This window comes from Nocardioides sp. CPCC 205120 (assembly GCF_048654585.1).
GTDB lineage: Bacteria > Actinomycetota > Actinomycetes > Propionibacteriales > Nocardioidaceae > Nocardioides.
The window spans coordinates 1546407-1564509 of sequence record NZ_JBMCYY010000001.1 but is presented as its reverse complement, the minus strand read 5'-3'; the positions used below and the strand labels follow the sequence as shown (position 1 = coordinate 1564509).

The 18103-nt window shown below is 75.7% G+C and carries 22 protein-coding genes; 9 read left to right on the top strand and 13 right to left on the bottom strand.

Features of this window, described 5'->3' with window-relative positions; translation table 11 throughout:
- Positions 1–38: 38 nt before the first annotated feature.
- The gene (locus ACOACO_RS07230; RefSeq protein ID WP_420295562.1) at positions 39–605 is read right to left on the bottom strand and encodes a TetR family transcriptional regulator; all 567 of its coding nucleotides are present in this window, start codon (positions 603–605) and stop codon (positions 39–41) included.
- Between the two features lie 117 nt (positions 606–722).
- Here ACOACO_RS07230 and ACOACO_RS07225 point away from each other — a divergent pair, with 117 nt between their 5' ends.
- The 3 genes from ACOACO_RS07225 to ACOACO_RS07215 are packed head-to-tail and all read left to right on the top strand — an operon-like array spanning position 723 to position 2671.
- Positions 723–1364 (top strand): biotin transporter BioY, encoded by a 642-nt coding sequence (locus tag ACOACO_RS07225; protein ID WP_420295561.1) that lies wholly within the window; start codon positions 723–725, stop codon positions 1362–1364.
- 6 nt (positions 1365–1370) lie between these two features.
- Positions 1371–2060 carry an energy-coupling factor ABC transporter ATP-binding protein gene (locus ACOACO_RS07220; RefSeq protein ID WP_420295560.1) on the top strand — a complete coding sequence of 230 codons (690 nt, stop codon included), beginning with the start codon at positions 1371–1373 and terminating at the stop codon, positions 2058–2060.
- The gene (locus ACOACO_RS07215; protein WP_420295559.1) at positions 2057–2671 is read left to right on the top strand and encodes an energy-coupling factor transporter transmembrane component T family protein; all 615 of its coding nucleotides are present in this window, start codon (positions 2057–2059) and stop codon (positions 2669–2671) included. Before ACOACO_RS07220 ends, ACOACO_RS07215 begins: the two co-directional genes overlap by 4 nt.
- Before the next feature lie 19 nt (positions 2672–2690).
- Here ACOACO_RS07215 and ACOACO_RS07210 read toward each other — a convergent pair whose 3' ends face one another.
- Positions 2691–3254, bottom strand: a complete 564-nt coding sequence (locus ACOACO_RS07210; protein WP_420295558.1) for an NADPH-dependent FMN reductase — start codon at positions 3252–3254, stop codon at positions 2691–2693.
- Between the two features lie 116 nt (positions 3255–3370).
- Here ACOACO_RS07210 and ACOACO_RS07205 point away from each other — a divergent pair, with 116 nt between their 5' ends.
- Complete coding sequence (locus tag ACOACO_RS07205) at positions 3371–4003, top strand: TetR/AcrR family transcriptional regulator (RefSeq protein ID WP_420295557.1); 633 nt, start codon at positions 3371–3373, stop codon at positions 4001–4003.
- Here ACOACO_RS07205 and ACOACO_RS07200 read toward each other — a convergent pair.
- From ACOACO_RS07200 to ACOACO_RS07185, 4 genes are all read right to left on the bottom strand, one after another.
- Positions 3963–4553, bottom strand: a complete 591-nt coding sequence (locus tag ACOACO_RS07200) for an NUDIX hydrolase family protein (RefSeq protein WP_420295556.1) — start codon at positions 4551–4553, stop codon at positions 3963–3965. The two genes, ACOACO_RS07205 and ACOACO_RS07200, sit on opposite strands and share 41 nt — an antisense overlap.
- Before the next feature lie 55 nt (positions 4554–4608).
- Positions 4609–6240, bottom strand: a complete 1632-nt coding sequence (cimA, locus tag ACOACO_RS07195; protein ID WP_420295555.1) for a citramalate synthase — start codon at positions 6238–6240, stop codon at positions 4609–4611.
- Between the two features lie 215 nt (positions 6241–6455).
- The gene (locus tag ACOACO_RS07190; protein WP_420295554.1) at positions 6456–8372 is read right to left on the bottom strand and encodes a protein kinase domain-containing protein; all 1917 of its coding nucleotides are present in this window, start codon (positions 8370–8372) and stop codon (positions 6456–6458) included.
- A 10-nt stretch (positions 8373–8382) separates the two neighbouring features.
- Positions 8383–8874: an MmcQ/YjbR family DNA-binding protein gene (locus tag ACOACO_RS07185; protein WP_420295553.1), complete on the bottom strand. Its 492-nt coding sequence runs from the start codon at positions 8872–8874 to the stop codon at positions 8383–8385.
- Positions 8875–8977: 103 nt separating this feature from the next.
- Between ACOACO_RS07185 and ACOACO_RS07180 the strand changes: the two genes are divergently transcribed.
- The 4 genes from ACOACO_RS07180 to ACOACO_RS07165 all read left to right on the top strand — a co-directional run bounded on the left by ACOACO_RS07180 (position 8978) and on the right by ACOACO_RS07165 (position 11968).
- On the top strand, positions 8978–9667 hold the full coding sequence (locus tag ACOACO_RS07180; RefSeq protein WP_420295552.1) for an SRPBCC family protein: 690 nt from the start codon (positions 8978–8980) through the stop codon (positions 9665–9667).
- The gene (locus ACOACO_RS07175; RefSeq protein WP_420295551.1) at positions 9668–9991 is read left to right on the top strand and encodes an ArsR/SmtB family transcription factor; all 324 of its coding nucleotides are present in this window, start codon (positions 9668–9670) and stop codon (positions 9989–9991) included.
- Between the two features lie 82 nt (positions 9992–10073).
- Complete coding sequence (locus tag ACOACO_RS07170) at positions 10074–11105, top strand: ATP-binding cassette domain-containing protein (RefSeq protein WP_420295550.1); 1032 nt, start codon at positions 10074–10076, stop codon at positions 11103–11105.
- Positions 11102–11968 carry an ABC transporter permease gene (locus ACOACO_RS07165; protein ID WP_420295549.1) on the top strand — a complete coding sequence of 289 codons (867 nt, stop codon included), beginning with the start codon at positions 11102–11104 and terminating at the stop codon, positions 11966–11968. Before ACOACO_RS07170 ends, ACOACO_RS07165 begins: the two co-directional genes overlap by 4 nt.
- 21 nt (positions 11969–11989) lie before the next feature.
- On the opposite strand, the gene ACOACO_RS07160 is transcribed toward ACOACO_RS07165, so the two are convergent.
- The 3 genes from ACOACO_RS07160 to ACOACO_RS07150 form a co-directional block, all read right to left on the bottom strand.
- The gene (locus tag ACOACO_RS07160; protein WP_420295548.1) at positions 11990–13075 is read right to left on the bottom strand and encodes a branched-chain amino acid aminotransferase; all 1086 of its coding nucleotides are present in this window, start codon (positions 13073–13075) and stop codon (positions 11990–11992) included.
- A gap of 146 nt (positions 13076–13221) precedes the next feature.
- Positions 13222–14304: a 3-isopropylmalate dehydrogenase gene (locus tag ACOACO_RS07155; protein WP_420295547.1), complete on the bottom strand. Its 1083-nt coding sequence runs from the start codon at positions 14302–14304 to the stop codon at positions 13222–13224.
- 11 nt (positions 14305–14315) lie between these two features.
- Positions 14316–14441: a hypothetical protein gene (locus ACOACO_RS07150; protein ID WP_277499241.1), complete on the bottom strand. Its 126-nt coding sequence runs from the start codon at positions 14439–14441 to the stop codon at positions 14316–14318.
- A gap of 435 nt (positions 14442–14876) precedes the next feature.
- Here ACOACO_RS07150 and ACOACO_RS07145 point away from each other — a divergent pair, with 435 nt between their 5' ends.
- Entirely contained in the window at positions 14877–15443 is a 567-nt protein-coding gene (locus ACOACO_RS07145) for an O-methyltransferase (RefSeq protein ID WP_420295546.1), read from the top strand.
- Between the two features lie 29 nt (positions 15444–15472).
- Here the strand turns inward: ACOACO_RS07145 and ACOACO_RS07140 are convergent, their stop codons facing one another.
- From ACOACO_RS07140 to ACOACO_RS07125, 4 genes are all read right to left on the bottom strand, one after another.
- On the bottom strand, positions 15473–16183 hold the full coding sequence (locus ACOACO_RS07140) for a YczE/YyaS/YitT family protein (protein ID WP_420295545.1): 711 nt from the start codon (positions 16181–16183) through the stop codon (positions 15473–15475).
- A gap of 71 nt (positions 16184–16254) precedes the next feature.
- The gene (locus ACOACO_RS07135; protein WP_420295544.1) at positions 16255–17121 is read right to left on the bottom strand and encodes a WXG100 family type VII secretion target; all 867 of its coding nucleotides are present in this window, start codon (positions 17119–17121) and stop codon (positions 16255–16257) included.
- On the bottom strand, positions 17118–17600 hold the full coding sequence (locus tag ACOACO_RS07130; RefSeq protein WP_420295543.1) for a type VII secretion target: 483 nt from the start codon (positions 17598–17600) through the stop codon (positions 17118–17120). The genes ACOACO_RS07135 and ACOACO_RS07130 overlap by 4 nt, the downstream gene beginning before the upstream one ends.
- Positions 17597–18031 (bottom strand): hypothetical protein, encoded by a 435-nt coding sequence (locus ACOACO_RS07125; protein WP_420295542.1) that lies wholly within the window; start codon positions 18029–18031, stop codon positions 17597–17599. Before ACOACO_RS07125 ends, ACOACO_RS07130 begins: the two co-directional genes overlap by 4 nt.
- Positions 18032–18103: the final 72 nt, after the last annotated feature.

Genomic DNA, 18103 nt, shown 5'->3' with positions numbered 1-18103 from the left:
TGCTGAACTCACCGCCGTGTCGCTGGCGCCTGCCCCTCCTACCGCGCGTCCACCCGCACGCGCAGGCCGTCGAGCACGATGCCGAGGCCCACGGCGAAGTCGCCGCCGGCGCGGGGGGCGTCGTCGATGGCGCCGGCGCTCGCGGCCTGGAGGTGGGTCTGCTCGTCGACGACGTGGCCAAGCACGAAGTGCAGCAGCGTGCGCGCCCCGATCTCGGCGAGCCCGTCGGCCCCGCCGGAGCGCAGCGCGGCGACGAGGGCCTCGTACGGGGCCATGGCGCCGGTGCCGAACGCGTAGGCGGTGGCCACGACCTCTCCCCCGTCGCGGTAGGCGAGCACCGCGTCGCGCACCCAGCCGCACACGGCGGCCACCTGCTCGTCCCAGGGCGCGGTGAGGTCCGGCTCGAACCGCGCCCGCAGGAGGATCTCGTCGGCCACGGCGGCGAGCAGCGCCTGCTTGCTCGGGAAGTGGTGGTAGAGCGCGCTCGGCCGCACCCCCAGCTCGGCCCCCAGGCGCCGCATCGACAGGTCGCCGAGGCCGTGGCGGTCGAGCACGTCGACGGCCCGCGCGACGACGTCGGGGCGGTGGTTCCGCACGAGCGCCACGTCTCCTCCTCGCCGGGCCCGGCAGGTGGGCCCCCGTTGACCGACCGGGACTCCGACCCTAACCTGAACGCCGTTCACCTGACCACCGGTCAGGTCAGGATCACCAGGAGCACAACCATGAGCACCTCCACCGCGAGGACCCGGTCGCGCCGCTCGACCGGCACCGACATCGCCCTCGTCGCCGGCTTCGCCGCCCTCATCGCGATCTGCGCCATCCTGCCGGCCGTCAAGCTGGCCGGCCCGGTCCCGATCACGCTGCAGACCTTCGGCGTGCTGCTCGCCGGCGCCGTCCTGGGCGCGCGCCGCGGCTTCCTGGCCGTCCTGCTGTACGTCGCGGCCGGCGCCGTCGGGCTGCCGGTCTACTCCGGCGGCGCCTCCGGCCTCGGCGTCGTCGTGGGCCCCTCGGGCGGTTACCTCCTCGGGTTCGCCCTGGCGGCCGGCCTCTGCGGGTTCATCGTCGAGCGCCTGCCCCGCCGCGCCGTCGCCGCGCCCGGCTACTTCGCCGCCGGCCTGCTCAGCAGCGCCGTGTTCATCCACACGCTCGGCATGGCCGGGCTGGTCGTCAACGCCGACCTCACCTGGGCCGCGGCCTTCGACGTCGACAAGGTCTTCTGGATCGGCGACGTGCTGAAGAACATCGCGATGGCGGTCGTCGCGTTCTCCGTGCACCGGGCCTTCCCCGACCTCCTGCCGCGGCGCCGGGACCGCGCGTCCGCCGGGCGGGACGCGTCCACGCCCGCCGCCACCCCGGCGGGCTGACACCCCTTGTGGCGCATCCAGCTCGAGGACGTCGTCGTCCGGGCCGACACCGCCGACGGCGACGTGCTGGTGCTCGACCGCACGTCGCTCGACCTCACCGAGCAGCGCATCGCGCTGGTCGGGCCCAACGGCTCGGGCAAGTCCACCCTGGCGCGGCTCCTCAACGGCCTCGTCGAGCCGTCCACCGGCCGGGTCGTGGTCGACGGGGTCGACGTCGCCGAGGACGGCGCCGCGGTACGGCGGCGCGTGGGCTTCGTCTTCACCGACCCCGCCGCGCAGCTCGTCATGCCGACGGCGATCGAGGACGTGGCGCTGTCGCTGCGGCGCACCCACCGCGACAAGGCGCGGCGGCGGGCCGCGGCCCAGGCGGTGCTGGAGCGGTTCGGGCTCGGCGACCTCGCCGACCGCAGCGTGCACGCCCTGTCGGGCGGGCAGCGCCAGCTGCTGGCCCTGGCCGGCGTGCTGGCCACCGACCCCGCCGTCCTCGTGGCCGACGAGCCGACCACCCTGCTCGACCTTCGCAACGCGCGACGGGTCGGCGACCTGCTGCTCGGGCTGACCCAGCAGCTGGTGCTGGTGACGCACGACCTCGACCTGGCGGCGCGCTGCGAGCGGGCGCTGCTCGTCGACGGCGGCCGGGTCGTCGCGGACGGTCCGGCCGCCGAGGTCGTCGGCCACTACCGGGCCACGGCGTGACCAGCCTCCCGCTGGGCGCCTACCGCCCGGGGCGCACGTGGCTGCACCGGCTGCCGGCCGGCGCCAAGCTGCTCGCCCTGCTCGTCACCGCGGTGGTCGTCACCGTGGTCCGCGGGCCGGCGAGCGCCGTCGCCTTCGTGGCCCTGGCGGTGGCGCTCGTCGCCTGGTCGGGCGCGCCCCTGCGCCGCACCCTGCGCTCGCTGCGCGGCTTCGCGCTCGTCGCAGCGGCACTGACGGCGTACCAGGTGTGGACCCGCGGGTGGGCGCCCGCCGTCGAGACGGTCGGCGACCTGCTGGGGATGATCCTGCTGGCCGGCGTGCTGACGACGACGACCGCGGTCGACGACCTCATCGACGTCGTCACCCGGGTGCTCGGGCCGCTGCGCCCCCTCGGTGTGGACCCCGCGCGGGTCGGGCTGGCCTTCTCGCTGATGATCCGGGCCCTGCCGACGACCCTCGAGATCGCCCTGCAGACCCGGGACGCGGCGAGGGCCCGGGGACTCGAGCGGAGTCCCCGGGCCCTGCTGGTCCCGATGGTCGTGCGGGTCGTCGCCGGCGCCCGGGCGACGGGCGACGCGCTGCACGCGCGCGGCCTGGGCGACGACGAGTAGCCGTCCGCCCGCTGCCGGCTCAGGCCGCGACGGTCTCGCCCTCGTGGGCCACGAGCTCGGTCAGCACGGCGAGCGCGTCGCTCACGAGCTGCTCGTCGCCGCTGAGGTCCGGCGAGGTCGGCGTGGCGGACAGCCCCTTCTCGAGGGCGACGCCGCCGGCGATGCCGACGGACTTGCGGGCCTCGTCGTGGGCCCACACACCGCCGAAGCGGCCGAAGGAGGCGCCGACGACGGCGACGGGCTTGCCCTTGAGCGCGCCGGCCGCGTAGGGGCGCGAGCCCCAGTCGATGACGTTGGCGAGCACGGCCGGCATGCGGCCGTTGTACTCGGGGGTGACGAACAGGACGCGGTCGGCGGCGGCGATCGCCTCGCGCACGCGCTCGACGGCGGCGGGGGCGCCGGCGGCGTCGACGTCGTCGTCGTAGAACGGCAGGTCGCCCAGGCCCTCGACGATCTGGACCTCGACGCCCTCGGGGGCGCGGTCGCGGAGCAGCTCGGCCAGGCGGCGGTTGACGGAGCCGGCGCGGACGCTGCCGACGAGGGCGGCGACGCGGATCGGGGTGGCGGGGGCGGTGCTGGTCATGGGTTCTCCTCCGAGAAGGTCGGGGTGGTCGTCAGTCACGACACGAAACGGACCTCGGTCCGATTCCATTCCCGGACCATAGTCCGTTTCTGGCGTGATCGTCTACCCTCGTCCCCGTGACGCCGACCTCGTCCCCCGTCCCGCTGCCCATGGCGGATGCCCCGCGCGTGCGCGCCGACGCGGCCCGCAACCGCGACGCCGTGCTGTGCGCGGCCGCGCGGCTGGTGGGCGACCTGGGCGCCGACGCGGTGACGATGGACCGGGTCGCCGCCGAGGCGTGCGTGGGCAAGGGCACGATCTTCCGGCGCTTCGGCAGCCGGGCCGGCCTCATGGCGGCCGTCCTCGACGGGGCCGAGACCGACTTCCAGGAGCGCGTCATCAGCGGCCCGCCGCCGCTCGGCCCGGGGGCGGAGCCGCTGGAGCGCCTGCTGGCCTTCGGCCCCGAGCGGCTGCGGCAGAACCTGCTGCACGGCGCCCTGCTCGAGGCGGCCGCGGCTCCCCACGGCCGCTCGCTCGCGGCGTACTCGTTCGGGGTGCTGCACGTGCGCTACCTGCTGGCCGAGATCGGCGTCACGGGCGACCTGCCGCTCCTCGCGTCGGCGCTCCTGGCGCCGCTCGAGGTCCCGGTGCTGCGCGCGCAGGTCGAGGTGCAGGGCCTCCCCGTGGAGCGCCTGGCCGCCGCGTGGACCGACCTGGCCCGCCGCGTGGTCAGGCCGGGAGCGCCCCGAGGTGGGCCAGCGCCTGCTTGACGAGCAGCCCCCGGCCGCCCTCCATGTCGGCGAGCACCTCCGGCTCGAGCGCCTCGGCCGGCGTGAGCCACGTGAGCTCGAGGGCGTCCTGGCGCGGCTGGCAGTCACCCGTCACGGGCACGACGTACACCAGCGCGACCGCGTGCTGGCGCGGGTCGTGCAGCGGGGTGACGCCGGGCAGCGGCAGGTACTCCGCCACCGTGAACGGCACCGGGTTCGCCGGCAGCTGCGGGAAGGCGGCGGGGCCGAGGTCCTTCTCCAGGTTGCGCAGCAGCGCGCGGCGCACCGACTCCCCCAGCAGCACGCGGCCCGAGACGAGGCTGCGGGTCATGCGGCCGTCGACCGAGCCGCGCAGCAGCACGCCGAGGCGCTCGACCTGCCCGAGGTGGTCGACCCGCACCGGGACGGCCTCGACGTAGAGGATCGGCACGCGCCCGCGCGACTCCGCCAGCGCCTCCTGCGACAACCACCCCGGCGCCGCCTGCGCGTCGACGCCGAAGACGCCGGACGAGGGCTCGCGCTCGGGTTCGTGGGCACCGAAGAGGGTCATGCGCTCATCCTGCCAGTCGGCCCCGGACGCCCCGCGCAGCGGCCCGCCGGCCCGCTCACGCGCCGCGCCGGTGCAGCCCGAAGGTGACGCCGTCCAGCAGCGCGCCCCACGACGCCTCGACCACGTTGGCCCCCACCCCGACCGTGACCCACGACGACTCGCCGTCGCTGGTCTCGATGAGCACGCGGGTGATCGCGTCGGTGCCGTGGCCCTGATCGAGGATGCGGACCTTGTAGTCGATGAGCTGGAACTTCGCGACCTCCGGGTAGACCTGCCCGATGGCGGCGCGCAGCGCCTGGTCGAGCGCGTTGACCGGGCCGTTGCCCTCCCCCGTCACGACGATCCGGGTGCCGCCGGCGTGCAGCTTCACGGTGGCCTCCGACAGCGCCTCGCCCCCCGAGCGGCTCTCGGTGATGACGCGCCACGACTCGACGTCGACGTACGCCGGGCGGGTGCCCGTCACCTCCTCCACGAGCATCAGCTCGAAGGAGGCGTCGGCGGCCTCGAAGGTGTGCCCGCGGGCCTCCAGCACCTTCACCCGCTCGGTGATCCGCGTGACCAGCTCCTTGCCCTCCGGGCTGTCGACCGACAGGTCGTAGCCCAGCTCGCGGCCCTTGAGCTCGACGGTGGCGCGGCCCGCCATGTCGGAGACGAGCAGGCGCATGTCGTTGCCGACGCCCGCCGGGTCCATGTGCTGGTAGAGGTCGGGGTCGACCTTGATCGCGCTGGCGTGCAGGCCGGCCTTGTGCGCGAAGGCCGACGTGCCGACGTACGGCTGCCGCGACGCGGGCGGGAAGTTGGTGACCTCCGCGACGGCGTGGGCGATGCGGGTGGCCTCGGCGAGCGAGCCCGGCGGCAGCACCGGCCGGCCGAGCTTCAGCTCCAGCGCCGCGACCACGGCGACGAGGTCGGCGTTGCCGGTGCGCTCGCCGTACCCGTTGAGGCAGCCCTGCACGTGGGTCGCCCCCGCCTCGACGGCCGCCACCGAGTTGGCGACGGCACAGCCGGTGTCGTTGTGGGCGTGGATGCCGACCCGCCCGCCCGTCGTGGCGACGACGTCGGCGACCACCTCGCCGACCCAGCGGGGCAGCATGCCGCCGTTGGTGTCGCACAGGGCGACCAGCTCGGCGCCGGCCTCGTACGCCGCGCCCAGCACGTCGAGCGCGTAGGACCGGTTGGCGCGGAACCCGTCGAAGAAGTGCTCGGCGTCGACGAAGACCTCCAGGCCCTCCCCGCGCAGGTGGGAGACGGTGTCGCGCACCATCGCCAGGTTCTCGGCCAGCGTCGTGCGCAGCGCGAGCTCGACGTGGCGGTCGTGGGACTTCGCGACGAGGCACGCGGTGCGGGCGCCGGAGTCGCGCAGCGCGGCGACCAGCGGGTCGTCGGCGGCCGCCGTGCCCGGGCGCCGGGTGGAGCCGAACGCCGCCAGCCGCGCACGGGTCAGGTCCAGCTCGGTGCGGGCCCGGCGGAAGAACTCGGTGTCCTTCGGGTTCGCGCCCGGCCACCCGCCCTCGACGTACCCCACCCCCAGCTCGTCGAGCAGCCGCGCGATCGCGAGCTTGTCCGCGACGGAGAGGTTGAGCCCCTCCTGCTGCGCGCCGTCGCGCAGGGTCGTGTCGTAGACGTGGAAGGCGCCCTGGAGGTCGAGCGGGGAGGCGCTGGGGGCGGTGCTGGGGGCGGTGGTCATGGTGCGTCCTTCGGGGGTACGGCGGGAGTGCGGCGGACCGGGGCGCGCGACACGGACGACCGGGCTGAGGGCACAAAAAAACCTCTCGGGTCAGGAGAGGTCGGCGCGCCCGGTGGTCCGGGGCGCGCTAGGTAATGACGATCGTCGGCGTGGCCACCCCGGGAGTGTGGCACGGATCGCCGGACCCGGCGAGAGCCTCCCGCCAGGTGGTCGGGTCAGCGCCCCGGCAGCACGGCGTCGAGCAGGTCGGACCACACGGCCGACGGCGAGTCCGCCGCCCACCGGGCGCCCTCCTGCTGCACGAGGGTGCCGAGGCCCGCGACCAGCGCGCCCAGCAGCAGCGCGGTGACCACCCAGGCCAGCACGACGTCGGCGACCGGACGCGCGGCGGCGGCCACCGGCCCCCGCACCCGCGAGCCGCCCGGCCCCGTCCACACCCCCACGGCGAGCACGCCGCCGGCGACGGCCAGGCCGACCGGCTGCGACGTGCCCACCGCCCACGCGACGAGGCCCGCGCAGGCGGCCAGCAGGAGCGCCCACAGCAGCAGCAGCGACGAGCCGAGCAGCGAGACCAGGGCGTGCCACGGGAACGCGACGACCGCGCGCGGGCCGTCGCTCCACCGGGCTCCCCGGCGGGCACGCCGGTCGCGGCCCGCGCTGGCCGACAGCGAGCCCGCGCGCAGCAGCCACGTGCCGACGGCCACGCCGCCGAGCGTGGGCCAGGGCGCCAGGCCCGCGCACGCCGCGACGACGCAGCCCAGCAGCACCAGCAGGACGGCGGAGCGCAGGCGCGCCCCCGCCGAGCGGCGGGGCCGGACCTCGGGCTCGACCAGCTGCTGCGGGGGGTACGGCGGACGCTGCTGGCCGGGGTGCTGGCCGGGGTGCTGGCCGGGGTGCTGGCCGGGGTGCTGGCGCGGGCCGGGGTGCAGGCCCGGGTGCGGACGCATCGGCTGCGCGAACGGCGGCCGGGAGCCGGGCGGCGGGGGCGGCGGCTGCTGGTACGGCGCGCGCTCCGCCGGCATCAGGCTCGCCGGGTCGGCGCGGGCGGGGTCGAGCGGTTCGGCCGCGGTGAGCCCGACGGTCGCGGCGTGCGGGTCGACGGCACCCCCGGGCGGCTCGTCGGGCAGCACCTTCGTGCGGGCCTCGACGGGCGGGAGCGGGCGGCCTGCGGGCGCCGACGGCGGCGCCGTCGACCCGGGCGGGGCGCTGGTCACGGGCATCGTCGACGCGGGCGCGACCGCGGTCGGGGCGGCGGGACCCACGACGGCGGGCATGCGGGAGCGCGTGGCGGACTCGAGGGCCGCGGGGTCGATCCAGGCGCGCAGCTCGGCCAGCGAGGGGCGGCGCTCCGGGTCGGGCTCGAGCGCGCGCTCGAGGGCGGCGCGGATGCCGGTCGGGAGGCCCTCGAGGTCGTGCTCGCCGCGGCGCACCCGGTCCATGACCGCCATCGCCGGGCCCCGGCCGAACGGGGCCCGGCCGAGGCCGCCGAACGCGATGGTGGCGGCGAGGGAGTGCACGTCCGCGGCGGGCGTCGCGTCCTCCCCCACGAGGATCTCGGGCGCGAGGTAGCCGGGCGTGCCGAGCAGCCAGCCGGTGTGGGTCAGCCGCGGGTCGTCGGCGACGCGGGCGAGGCCGAAGTCGATGAGGATCGGGTTGCGCCCCTCCATCAGCACGTTGGACGGCTTCACGTCGCGGTGCAGCACGCCCACCCGGTGCACGGCGTCGAGGGCGGCGCACAGCTCGCTCGCGAAGTGCGCCAGGTCGGCGGCGGGGACCGGGCCCTCCTCGCGGACGTGGTCGTGCAGGCTCAGGCCCGGCACGTAGCGGGTCGCGACGTACGGGATCTCCGCCCACGGGTCGGCGTCGAGGATCTCGGCGACGCGGCTCGAGCGGATGCGGCTCAGGGAGTTGACCTCGCGGGCCAGGCGGGCGCGGGCCTCGTCGTCCCCGACGACGTGGGGGCGCAGCACCTTCAGCGCGACGCGCTCGCCGCCGGGCTTGCGGGCAAGGTGCACGACACCCATGCCGCCCTCCCCGATGCGGGCGAGCAGGCGGTAGTCCCCCACGCGGAGACCGGGCGGGGGACGGTGGTGCTCCGGGGCGGACGGCCCCGGCCGGGGGGCCGTCGACACGGCTGCGAGGCTACCCCGCCGAGCCGGGCCGACACCTCGTCGCGGCGCGCGCCGCACCCCGGTCGGTCCCCGAGACCGGACCCCGAACCGTCCCCGAGACCGGCCCCCGCTCGTCGAGCGCCGCCAGGGCGCGGCGGGGCGCGACGAGCCGGTAGGAGGCGTCCACGAGCTCGGCCACCTCGGCCCCGTCCACGTCGGCCGCGTCGAGGTCGAGGCCCCGCCAGCCGAAGGAGGCCCAGTAGCGGGGCAGGAAGAAGCGGGGGTCCTCGTCGAGGGCGGGCAGCTCGGCGGGGTCGACCTTCACCACGACGGCGGCCGGGCGGGGCTCGCGGGTGCCGTCGGGCAGCTTCGCCTCCGACCCGAAGAGGCAGAAGATCTTGCCCACCCGGAAGGTCGGGCGCCCGTGGGAGACCACCTCCTCGGCCTGCGGGTAGGCCAGGGCGAGCGCCCGCAGCCGCGCGAGCCAGGGGTCGTCGTCGTCGAACTGGATCGGGTGGGGCACGGCGTCACCCTCCCGAGGGGGCCCGGGGCCCGTCAACGGGTGTCATCTATCAATCACTGCTGATACGTTGTGGCCGTCCCGATCCCGACCCCCGGAGGCTCCCGTGGCCCTCACCCCTGCCGACCACCTCGGCGCCGTCAGCCGCGCCGTCGCCGACGGCGAGCGCGACGGCGTCCCCGTGCGCGTCCTCACCGTCGAGCGCACCTACGACGCCGACCCCGCCGAGGTCTGGGACTGCCTGACCTCCGCCGAGCGCCTCCCGCGGTGGTTCATGCCGGTCTCCGGCGACCTGCGCCTCGGCGGCCGCTACCAGCTCGAGGGCAACGCCGGCGGCGAGGTCCTGACCTGCGACGAGCCCCGCCACCTGGCCGTGACCTGGGAGTTCGGCGGGGGCATCGGCTGGGTGGACGTCGTCCTCACCCCGACCGCGGGCGGCACCGCGCTGCGCCTCGACCACAGCGCGCCGGTCGAGAAGGAGTTCTGGGACCGGTTCGGCCCGGGCGCCACCGGTGTCGGCTGGGAGCTCGGCCTCATGGGCCTCGCCCTGCACCTGCTCCCCGGCGCCCCCGAGCGGCCCCCCGAGGCCGACCCCGCCTGGGGCGCGTCGCCCGAGGGCCGCGCCATGATGGGCGGCTCCGCGACGGCGTGGGGCGAGGCCGCGGTCGCGTACGGCGAGGAGCCCGGCCAGGCGCGTGCCGCCGCCGCGCGGACCGCCGCGTTCTACACGGGCGAGGAGCCCGCCGGCGCCGACGGCACGGACGGCACGGACGGCACGGACGGCACCGGGGACTGAGTGCACGCCTTCGACGTCCTCGGCGATCCCGTCCGACGCCGCATCCTCGAGCTGCTCCGGGAGGGCGAGCTCGCCGCCGGCGACCTCGCCCGGGTGGTCGGCGACGAGTTCGGCATCGGCCAACCGGCGGTGTCGATGCAGCTGCGCGTGCTGCGCGACGCGGGGTTCGCCGAGGTGCGCCCGGAGGGCCGGCGGCGGCTGTACGCCCTGCGCCCCGACCGGCTGCGCGAGGTCGACGCCTGGCTCGAGCAGTTCCGCGGCACGTGGGAGCAGCGCCTCGACGCCCTGGGGACCGAGCTGCGGCGGGGGCGCCGCGACCGATGAGCCCGACGCGACCGATGAGTTCGGGGCACGGCGGGGGTCGACACCGCCGTACCCCTTCGTGGACCGACCGGAAGGACCCGTCGTGACCTCCTCCACCCCGCCGGCGATCGAGGCCCGTGGCCTCGTGAAGACGTTCGGCAGCAACCGTGCGGTCGACGGCGTCGACCTGAGCGTCGCGCCCGGCACCGTCTACGGCCTGCTCGGCCCGAACGGCGCCGGCAAGACGACGACCGTCAAGCTGCTGGCCACCCTGCTGCGCCCCGACGGTGGCGAGGCCCGCGTGTTCGGCCACGACGTCGCCGCCGAGCCCGACGCGGTGCGCGGGCTCATCAGCCTCACGGGGCAGTACGCCTCGGTCGACGAGGACCTGACGGGCACCGAGAACCTGGTGCTGCTGGGCCGGCTGCTCGGCCACCCGAAGGCCCGGGCCCGCTCGCGCGCCGCGGACCTGCTCGACGCCTTCGGCCTCGCGGAGGCCGCGGGCCGGCAGGCGAAGGGCTACTCCGGCGGGATGCGGCGCCGCCTCGACATCGCCGCCAGCCTGCTGTCGACGCCGCGGCTGCTGTTCCTCGACGAGCCCACCACCGGCCTCGACCCGCGCAGCCGCAACCAGGTGTGGGACATCGTGCGGGCCGTCGTCGCGCAGGGCACCACTGTCCTGCTCACCACGCAGTACCTCGACGAGGCCGACCAGCTCGCCTCCCGCATCGCCGTCATCGACCGGGGGCGCGTCGTCGCGGAGGGCACGAAGGGCGACCTCAAGGCGTCCGTCGGGCTGGGCTCCGTGCACGTCCGGCTGCGCGACGCCGACCGGCGCGAGGAGGCCGCCACGCTGCTGGCCCCGATCCTCGGCTCCGATCCGCACCGGGAGAACGACCCCGTCGCGCTGTCGGTGCGCATCGAGCCCGGTGACGCCACCGGGGCCGCCGGCGCGGCCACCGCGGTCGCCGCCGACCGGTCCGCCGCCGCGCTGCGGGCCCTGGCGGACGCCGGGATCGTCGTCGACACCTTCTCGCTCGGCCAGCCCAGCCTCGACGAGGTCTTCCTCGCGCTCACCGACCGCCCCGCCACCACCGCCACCACCGGCACCGACTCCGAGGAGAGCGCGGCATGAGCACCGTCGACGCGACGTCCCCCACCGCTCCCGCGGGCCCGCCGGCCGGCGACGCGCCCGCCACGGCCGACATCGCGCGCATCCTGCTCGCCGAGCCGCCGCCGTCGCGGCCGACCGCCTGGTCGGCGTCGGTGACCTTCGGGTGGCGCGCGGTGCTGAAGATCAAGCACGTGCCGGAGCAGCTCTTCGACGTGACGCTGTTCCCGATCATGATGACCCTGATGTTCACGTACCTCTTCGGGGGCGCCCTGGCGGGCTCCACGACGGCGTACCTGCAGTTCTTCCTGCCCGGCATCCTCGTCTCGAGCATCGCGATGATCACGATGTACACCGGCGTCTCGCTCAACACCGACATCGGGAAGGGCGTGTTCGACCGCTTCCGCACGCTGCCCATCTGGCGGCCGGCGCCGATGGTCGGCTACCTGCTGGGCGACCTGTTCCGCTACCTGATCGCGGCCGTCGTCATCGTGACGATGGGCCTCGTGCTCGGCTTCCGGCCCGCGGGCGGGCTCCCCGGGGTCGCGGCCGGCGTCGCCGTGCTGCTGGTCTTCTGCTTCGCGTTCTCGTGGGTGTGGACGATGTTCGGCCTGCTGCTGCGCTCGGAGAAGTCGGTGATGGGCGTCAGCATGATGGTGCTGATGCCGCTGACGTTCCTGTCGAGCACGTACGTCGACCCCTCGACCATGCCGGGCTGGCTCGAGGCGTTCGTCGAGGTCAACCCGATCACCCTGGTCGTCGACTGCGTCCGCTCGCTGTGCGCGGGCACGCCCGACGCCGGTGAGCTGCTCGCCGTCGCCGCGGTGAGCGCGGGGTTCGTCGCCGTGTTCGGCCCGGTCACGATGCGGCTCTACAACCGCAAGTGACCGGGCCGGGACGCGGTCGCCTCAGAGCACCCGGTGCATCCAGCCGAACGTGTCGTCGGCGCGGCCGTACTGGATGTCGACCAGGGCCTGGCGGATCGTGGTCGTGACGGGGCCACCTTCGTCGTCACCGGTCGGCGAGGGCACCTGGCCGCCCGCCCACTTCAGCGCGCCGACGGGGGTGACGACGGCGGCCGTGCCGCAGGCGAAGACCTCGACGATGTCGCCGCTGGTGACGCCGTCGCGCCACTCGTCGATGGTGAACTTCCGCTCGTCGACCTCGTGGCCCAGCTTGCCGGCGAGCTCGATGATCGAGGAGCGCGTGATGCCCTCGAGGATCGTGCCGGTCTCCGGCGTCGAGATGCGGCCGTCGGCGTGCACGAAGTACATGTTCATGCCGCCGAGCTCCTCGACGTAGCGCCCCTCCTGGGCGTCGAGGAAGACGACCTGGTCGCAGCCGTGGGCCGAGGCCTCCTGCTGGGCGACGAGCGAGCTGGCGTAGTTGCCGCCCGTCTTCGCCGCGCCCATGCCGCCGCGCCCGGCGCGCGTGTACTCCTCCGTCAGCCACAGGCTCACGGGGCGCACACCGCCCTTGAAGTAGGCGCCGGCGGGCGAGGCGATGACCATGTAGGTCACGTGCTGCGCCGGCCGGACCCCGAGGAACTTCTCCGAGGCGAACATGAAGGGGCGCAGGTAGAGGCTCTTCTCCCCCTCCCCGTCCGGCACCCAGCGGGCGTCGGTGCGCACGAGCTCGTCGACGGTCTCGACGAAGTCCGCCGGCGGGAGCACGGGCAGCGCCAGGCGGCGCGCCGAGCGCTCCATGCGCTCCGCGTTGGCCTCGGGCCGGAACGTCCACACCGAGCCGTCGGCGTGGCGGTAGGCCTTCATGCCCTCGAAGATCTCCTGCGCGTAGTGCAGGACCGCGGTCGCCGGGTCGAGCACGAGCGGCCCGTACGGCGTCACGCGCGCGTCGTGCCACCCCTCCTCCGGCGTCCACTCGACCGTCAGCATGTGGTCGGTGAAGTGGGTGCCGAAGCCCGGCGCGGCCAGGATCTCGGCGAGCCGCGCGTCGTCGACGGGGCTCGGGTTCGGGGTGGTGCTGATCTGCATGGAGGGCACGTTAGTCGACCTGTCGGGGTGGGGGCGGGCGGGTGGCGGGGTCGGGCGGCCGGCGTCGGCCCACCGTCCCGGGAAATACGACGACGCCGGGCACGTGGCGTGCCCGGCGTCGCGACGAGGTGGTCAGGGAGCGGGGCTCACCCGGCTACGCGGGCGGCGATGGCGTCGCCCACCTCGGGGGTACGGCGGGCCTCCCCGCCAGCGCGGCCGGCGAGGTCGGCGATGACCGCGTCCTCGATGGTCCGCGCGGCGTCCGCGTGCCCGAGGTGGTCGAGCAGCAGCGCCGCGGAGAGGATCGCGGCGGTCGGGTCGGCCTTCTGCTGGCCCGCGATGTCGGGCGCGGAGCCGTGCACGGGCTCGAACATGGACGGCGTGGTGCGGTCCGGGTTCACGTTGCCGGACGCGGCCAGGCCGATGCCGCCGGTGATGGCGGCGGCGAGGTCCGTGATGATGTCGCCGAAGAGGTTGTCGGTGACGATCACGTCGAAGCGCGACGGGTCGGTCGTCATGAAGATGGTGGCGGCGTCGATGTGCAGGTAGTCGACGGTGACCTCGGGGAACTCCGCGCCGACCTCCTTCACCAGGCGGCTCCACACGGCTCCGCCGTACGTGAGGACGTTCGTCTTGTGGATGAGCGTCAGCTCCTTGCGGGGCCGGCGCTGGGCGCGGGAGAAGGCGTCGCGGACGACGCGCTCCACGCCGAAGGCCGTGGTGATCGAGACCTCGGTGGCCAGCTCGGCCGGCGTGCCGACGCGCAGCGCACCGCCGTTGCCCGTGTAGGGGCCCTCGGTGCCCTCGCGCACGACGACGAAGTCGACGTCGCCCGGGTCGGCCAGCGGCGAGGTGACGCCGGGGAAGATCCGGGACGGGCGCAGGTTCACGTAGTGGTCGAGCTCGAAGCGCAGGCGCAGCAGGAGGCCGCGCTCGAGGATGCCGGGCGGCAGGTTCGGGTCGCCGGGCTTGCCGCCGACCGCACCGAGCAGGATCGCGTCGTGGGAGCGGACCTCCTCCAGCACCGAGTCCGGGAGCACCTCACCGGTCGCGAGGTAGCGCTCCGCACCCAGGTCGTAGCGGGTGGGCTCGAACTTCACACCCGCGGGGGCGGCGACCTCGAGCACCTTGAGCGCCTCGGCCGTCACCTCCTGCCCGATGCCGTCGCCGGGGATGACGGCGAGCCGCAGCGAGCCCGAGGTCGGGCTGGTCGTGGAGGAGTCGGTCATGACCGGCGAGCCTAGTTGTCGTCGGGGCGCTCGCCGCGGGTGTCTCGGGAGTCGAGCGCGACCTGGACGGCCTCGTGGCTGTGGGGGTTGCGGGGGTCGTGGCTGGCGGGTCCCCACTCGGGATACATGTCGTACATCGCTGGCTCCTGGGGTGTCGTGTGACGAGTCGTGACAGGGGGTGACGGGCTTGCGGCGTGCCGGTCGTGCCGGCGCGACGCCCCGTGACGGGACTGTCGACCCTGGGGATGACCAGGAGTGGACCAGGCGGGGCTGCGGATCACGCGGGAGTCACCTGCGGGCCGCCACGGGGCGTCGTACCCGCACCGGTCCGGCGCTCAGGGGTGGGAGCGAGGGGCGGATGCGGGGATCCGGTGGGGCCAGGCGACGTACCAACGCCGAACACCGCGGCGAGGTGGCCTCACCTTCAGTGGGCCTCGCCGCGGCACTCGATAAGTACGATCACGCTCCGCATGGTGAACGGGACGCTACTCCCGCTCCCCGCTCCGCGCAGCAGGTCCGGTGAACTGGCTCACGATCCGAGACACCCGTCCGCAGATGGCAGACTCGGGGGCGTGAGCGCGCCCCCCGACCTGCCCGAGATCGTCTCCCGCGCGTTCGACGTCTCCCGCCGCGCCGGCTACGTGTCCTTCTGCCGCAACGAGACCGGACGGCTGCTGGCGGCGCTGGCCGCCACCCGCGGGGGCGTGATGGCGGAGTTCGGCACCGGGTGCGGCGTCGGTACGGCGTGGCTGCGCAGCGGGCTGCGCGGCGACGCGCACATCCTGACCGCCGAGCTCGACGAGCGCCTGGCCGGCGCCGCGGCGGAGATCTTCGTCGACGACCCGCAGGTGGAGGTGCTCGCCGCCGACTGGTCGACGCTCGGGGACAAGGGCCCCTTCTCGCTGCTCTTCCTCGACTCCGGCGACCCGACCTCGGTCGCCGTCGACAAGATCGCCGACCTCGTCGAGCCGGGCGGCGTCGTCGTGCTCGACGACTTCGTGCCCTGCGAGCAGTGGCCGCCGATCACCTACGGCCGCGTCGACACCCTGCGGGAGCAGTGGCTGACCGACGAGCGCTTCACGGCGGTCGAGGTCATGGTCGCGCCCGACGCCTCCGCGGTCATCGCCACCCGGCGCTGACCCACCGGCGCCGAGCCACCGACGCCGAGCTACCCGGCGCCGGCGCCCGCCTCCACGGCCGGCGGGTCCACCGGCGCGCCCGGCAGCCGGACCGTCCACCGCGGCAGCATCGCCTGCGTCAGGGGCCCGATGGCCAGGGCGTAGACGACCGTGCCGACGCCCGCGGCACCTCCGAGGGCCAGGCCGGCGAGCACCACGGTGACCTCGATGCCGGTCCGCACCGCCCGCAGCGACCAGCCCGTGCGCCGCGACAGGCCCGTCATCAGCCCGTCGCGCGGGCCGCGGCCGAGCTGCGCCCCGATGTAGAGCGCGGACGCGAAGCCGCAGAGCACGACGCCGCCGACCATCAGCCCGGCGCGGACCGCCCACCCGAGCGCACCGTCCCCGGCAGCCGCGTCCACGTCGATGACGCCGACCAGGAGCCAGATGGTCGCGTCGGCGCTGAGGCCGATGATCACGGGGTTGGCCAGCGTCGCGACGCCGGGCACCTCCCGCAGCGGCCAGAACGCCATCAGCACCACGATGCTGGCGAGCATCAGCACCTGCCCGAGCGTGAGCGGCACGTGCGTGGCGATGCCCGTGTGGAGCACGTCCCACGGCGCCGTGCCGAGCGCCCCCGCCACGAGCATGCCGAGGGAGACGCCGTAGAACGTCAGGCCCACCGTCATCTGGGCGAGGCGACGGGGCAGCCGCCCGGCGCGCAGCTGCGCGACGGGGCCGAGGTCGACGAGCGTGGTCACCGTCCCAGGGTGCGCCCTCGCGGCCCCGGGCGGCACATCCACCGGCGGGCGGGTGGACCGCACCGGCGGGCTCACACGTCGTCGTACGTCGCGCTGTGGCGCACTCCCCCCGCCAGCACCGTCTGCCTGGCGCCCGCGGGCGCGGTCACCATCCCGGGGACGGCGGCGGCCGTGCGGGCCGTCGCCCGCAGGAACGTCACGGTGCGCTCGACGTCGTCGGTGCACTGCGCGAGGCGTGCGGACAGGTCCTCGACCGAGCTGACCACGCGCCGCACGGTCGCGCCCAGCTCGTGCGCCTCGGCGCGGACGCGGAAGGCGAGCCGCGAGAGGATCGGCCCGGTGCCGATGCCCGACACCAGCACGGCCGACCACTGCATGAGCCAGGCCACGACCCCCGCGATGGTCTCGCGCACCAGCTGGCGGACCCCGGCGACGAGGGACGAGGCGAGGCGCACGGCACCGGAGACGCCCGTCGCCGCGGCGGCGCACGCGTCCACCGCCAGGCTCCGGGTCGTCGCCCAGGCGAGGTAGGCGTCCGAGCTGGCGCCCTCCCAGGCGGCCGTGGTGACCGCGACCTCCGCCCGGTACTCGTCCGCCGTCTCCGCGAGACCGGCTGCGACCGCGGACCACGTCTCGGCGAACGAGAGCACCTCGTCGGGGTTGCCGGCGACGGCGTCGAGCAGCTCGTGGAGCGGGCGGAACTTCTCCATCACCCAGCCGATGCCCGCCGCCAGGAGGCTCTGGAACGGGTTCGTCAGCAGCTCGTCGACCTCCGCGACGCCGCACAGCGTCAGCAGGCCGCCCTCGAGCCAGTCGCCGCGGCCGAGCGCCTCGCCGGCCGAGGTGAGCGTGTCGGCCACGGCGCCGCCCGTGTGCCACGTGCTGCTGTCGCCCTCGGCGACCAGGTACGGCGACCCCTCGGCCCCCTCCCCGCTCACCGCAGCGCTCCCGCCCACGCGGGCGTGCCCGCGCTCGGCAGCAGCCCCCGCCCGTCGAGGCGCGCCACCCAGTCACCGACCGCGTCCGTCGCGAGCTCGCCCAGGAGCCCCGACGCCACGTCGACGACCGCCCCGGGCGCCCACCGCGCGACGGTGGTCACCGCATCCACCCGCTCCGCCACCGCGTCCGCGGCGGCGGAGGCGACCACGTCGGTGGCCACCAGCTCGTCGGCGCAGGTCCGCACGTCGGCCGCCGCGCCCTCGAGCGCCTCGCCGGCGGCGCGGCAGGCCCGCACGCCCGCGGCCTGGAACGGGGTGAGGGCAGCCCCGACGAACCCGCACAGCGCACCGAACGCGTCGCTCGGCGCCGAGACGCTCCGCGCCGCCGCCTCGGCGGAACGCGGCCGGGCGACGAGCGCGTCGACCCGACCCGCGTGCTGGCGCAGGTCGTCGACGTCCGCGCTCAGCCGGGCGCTCACCGGAGCACCCCGTCCGCAGCACCCGCGGCCGCCGCGAACCGCGGCGCGCGCCGAGCTCCGAACACCTGCTCGGCGTGCTCGCGCACGTGCGCCGTCGTGGCGGCGTCCGGGCCGAACGCCTCCGCCGCGATCGCGGTCAGCCGCTCGGGCAGCCGGCCCCGCGCGTCGGCGACGGCGGCGAGCACGGCGCGCCGTACCGGCTCCGCGCCCGCACGGGCCACGTGCTCCTCCACGACGACGTCCACCAGGCCGCCCCCGTGGTCGAGCTCCACCACCGCACCGCTGCGGTCACGCCCGCGCACCCGCAGGCCCTCGACGGCCGCGACGTACGACTCCGCCCGGCGCACCTGCTCGTCCGCGTCGGCCAGCACGGCGGCGATCGCCGCCCGGGCCTCCTCCGCCCCCGTGGGGACGCTCTCTCCCGCGCTCATGGTTCCCCCTTCGCCTCCCGGCTCCCGCCGGTGCCGGACCCCCGTCCGGCCACCACCAGGTTCACCGAGGAG

Bases quoted from the DNA above. Each gene is read 5' to 3' on its own strand.
- ACOACO_RS07225 (WP_420295561.1), top strand. From the start codon at position 723: ATGAGCACCTCCACCGCGAGGACCCGGTCGCGCCGCTCGACCGGCACC.
- ACOACO_RS07210 (WP_420295558.1), bottom strand. From the start codon at position 3,254: ATGACCAGCACCGCCCCCGCCACCCCGATCCGCGTCGCCGCCCTCGTC.
- ACOACO_RS07200 (WP_420295556.1), bottom strand. From the start codon at position 4,553: ATGACCCTCTTCGGTGCCCACGAACCCGAGCGCGAGCCCTCGTCCGGC.
- cimA (WP_420295555.1), bottom strand. From the start codon at position 6,240: ATGACCACCGCCCCCAGCACCGCCCCCAGCGCCTCCCCGCTCGACCTC.
- ACOACO_RS07165 (WP_420295549.1), top strand. From the start codon at position 11,102: ATGAGCACCGTCGACGCGACGTCCCCCACCGCTCCCGCGGGCCCGCCG.
- ACOACO_RS07160 (WP_420295548.1), bottom strand. From the start codon at position 13,075: ATGCAGATCAGCACCACCCCGAACCCGAGCCCCGTCGACGACGCGCGG.
- ACOACO_RS07155 (WP_420295547.1), bottom strand. From the start codon at position 14,304: ATGACCGACTCCTCCACGACCAGCCCGACCTCGGGCTCGCTGCGGCTC.
- ACOACO_RS07150 (WP_277499241.1), bottom strand. From the start codon at position 14,441: ATGTACGACATGTATCCCGAGTGGGGACCCGCCAGCCACGACCCCCGC.
- ACOACO_RS07125 (WP_420295542.1), bottom strand. From the start codon at position 18,031: ATGAGCGCGGGAGAGAGCGTCCCCACGGGGGCGGAGGAGGCCCGGGCG.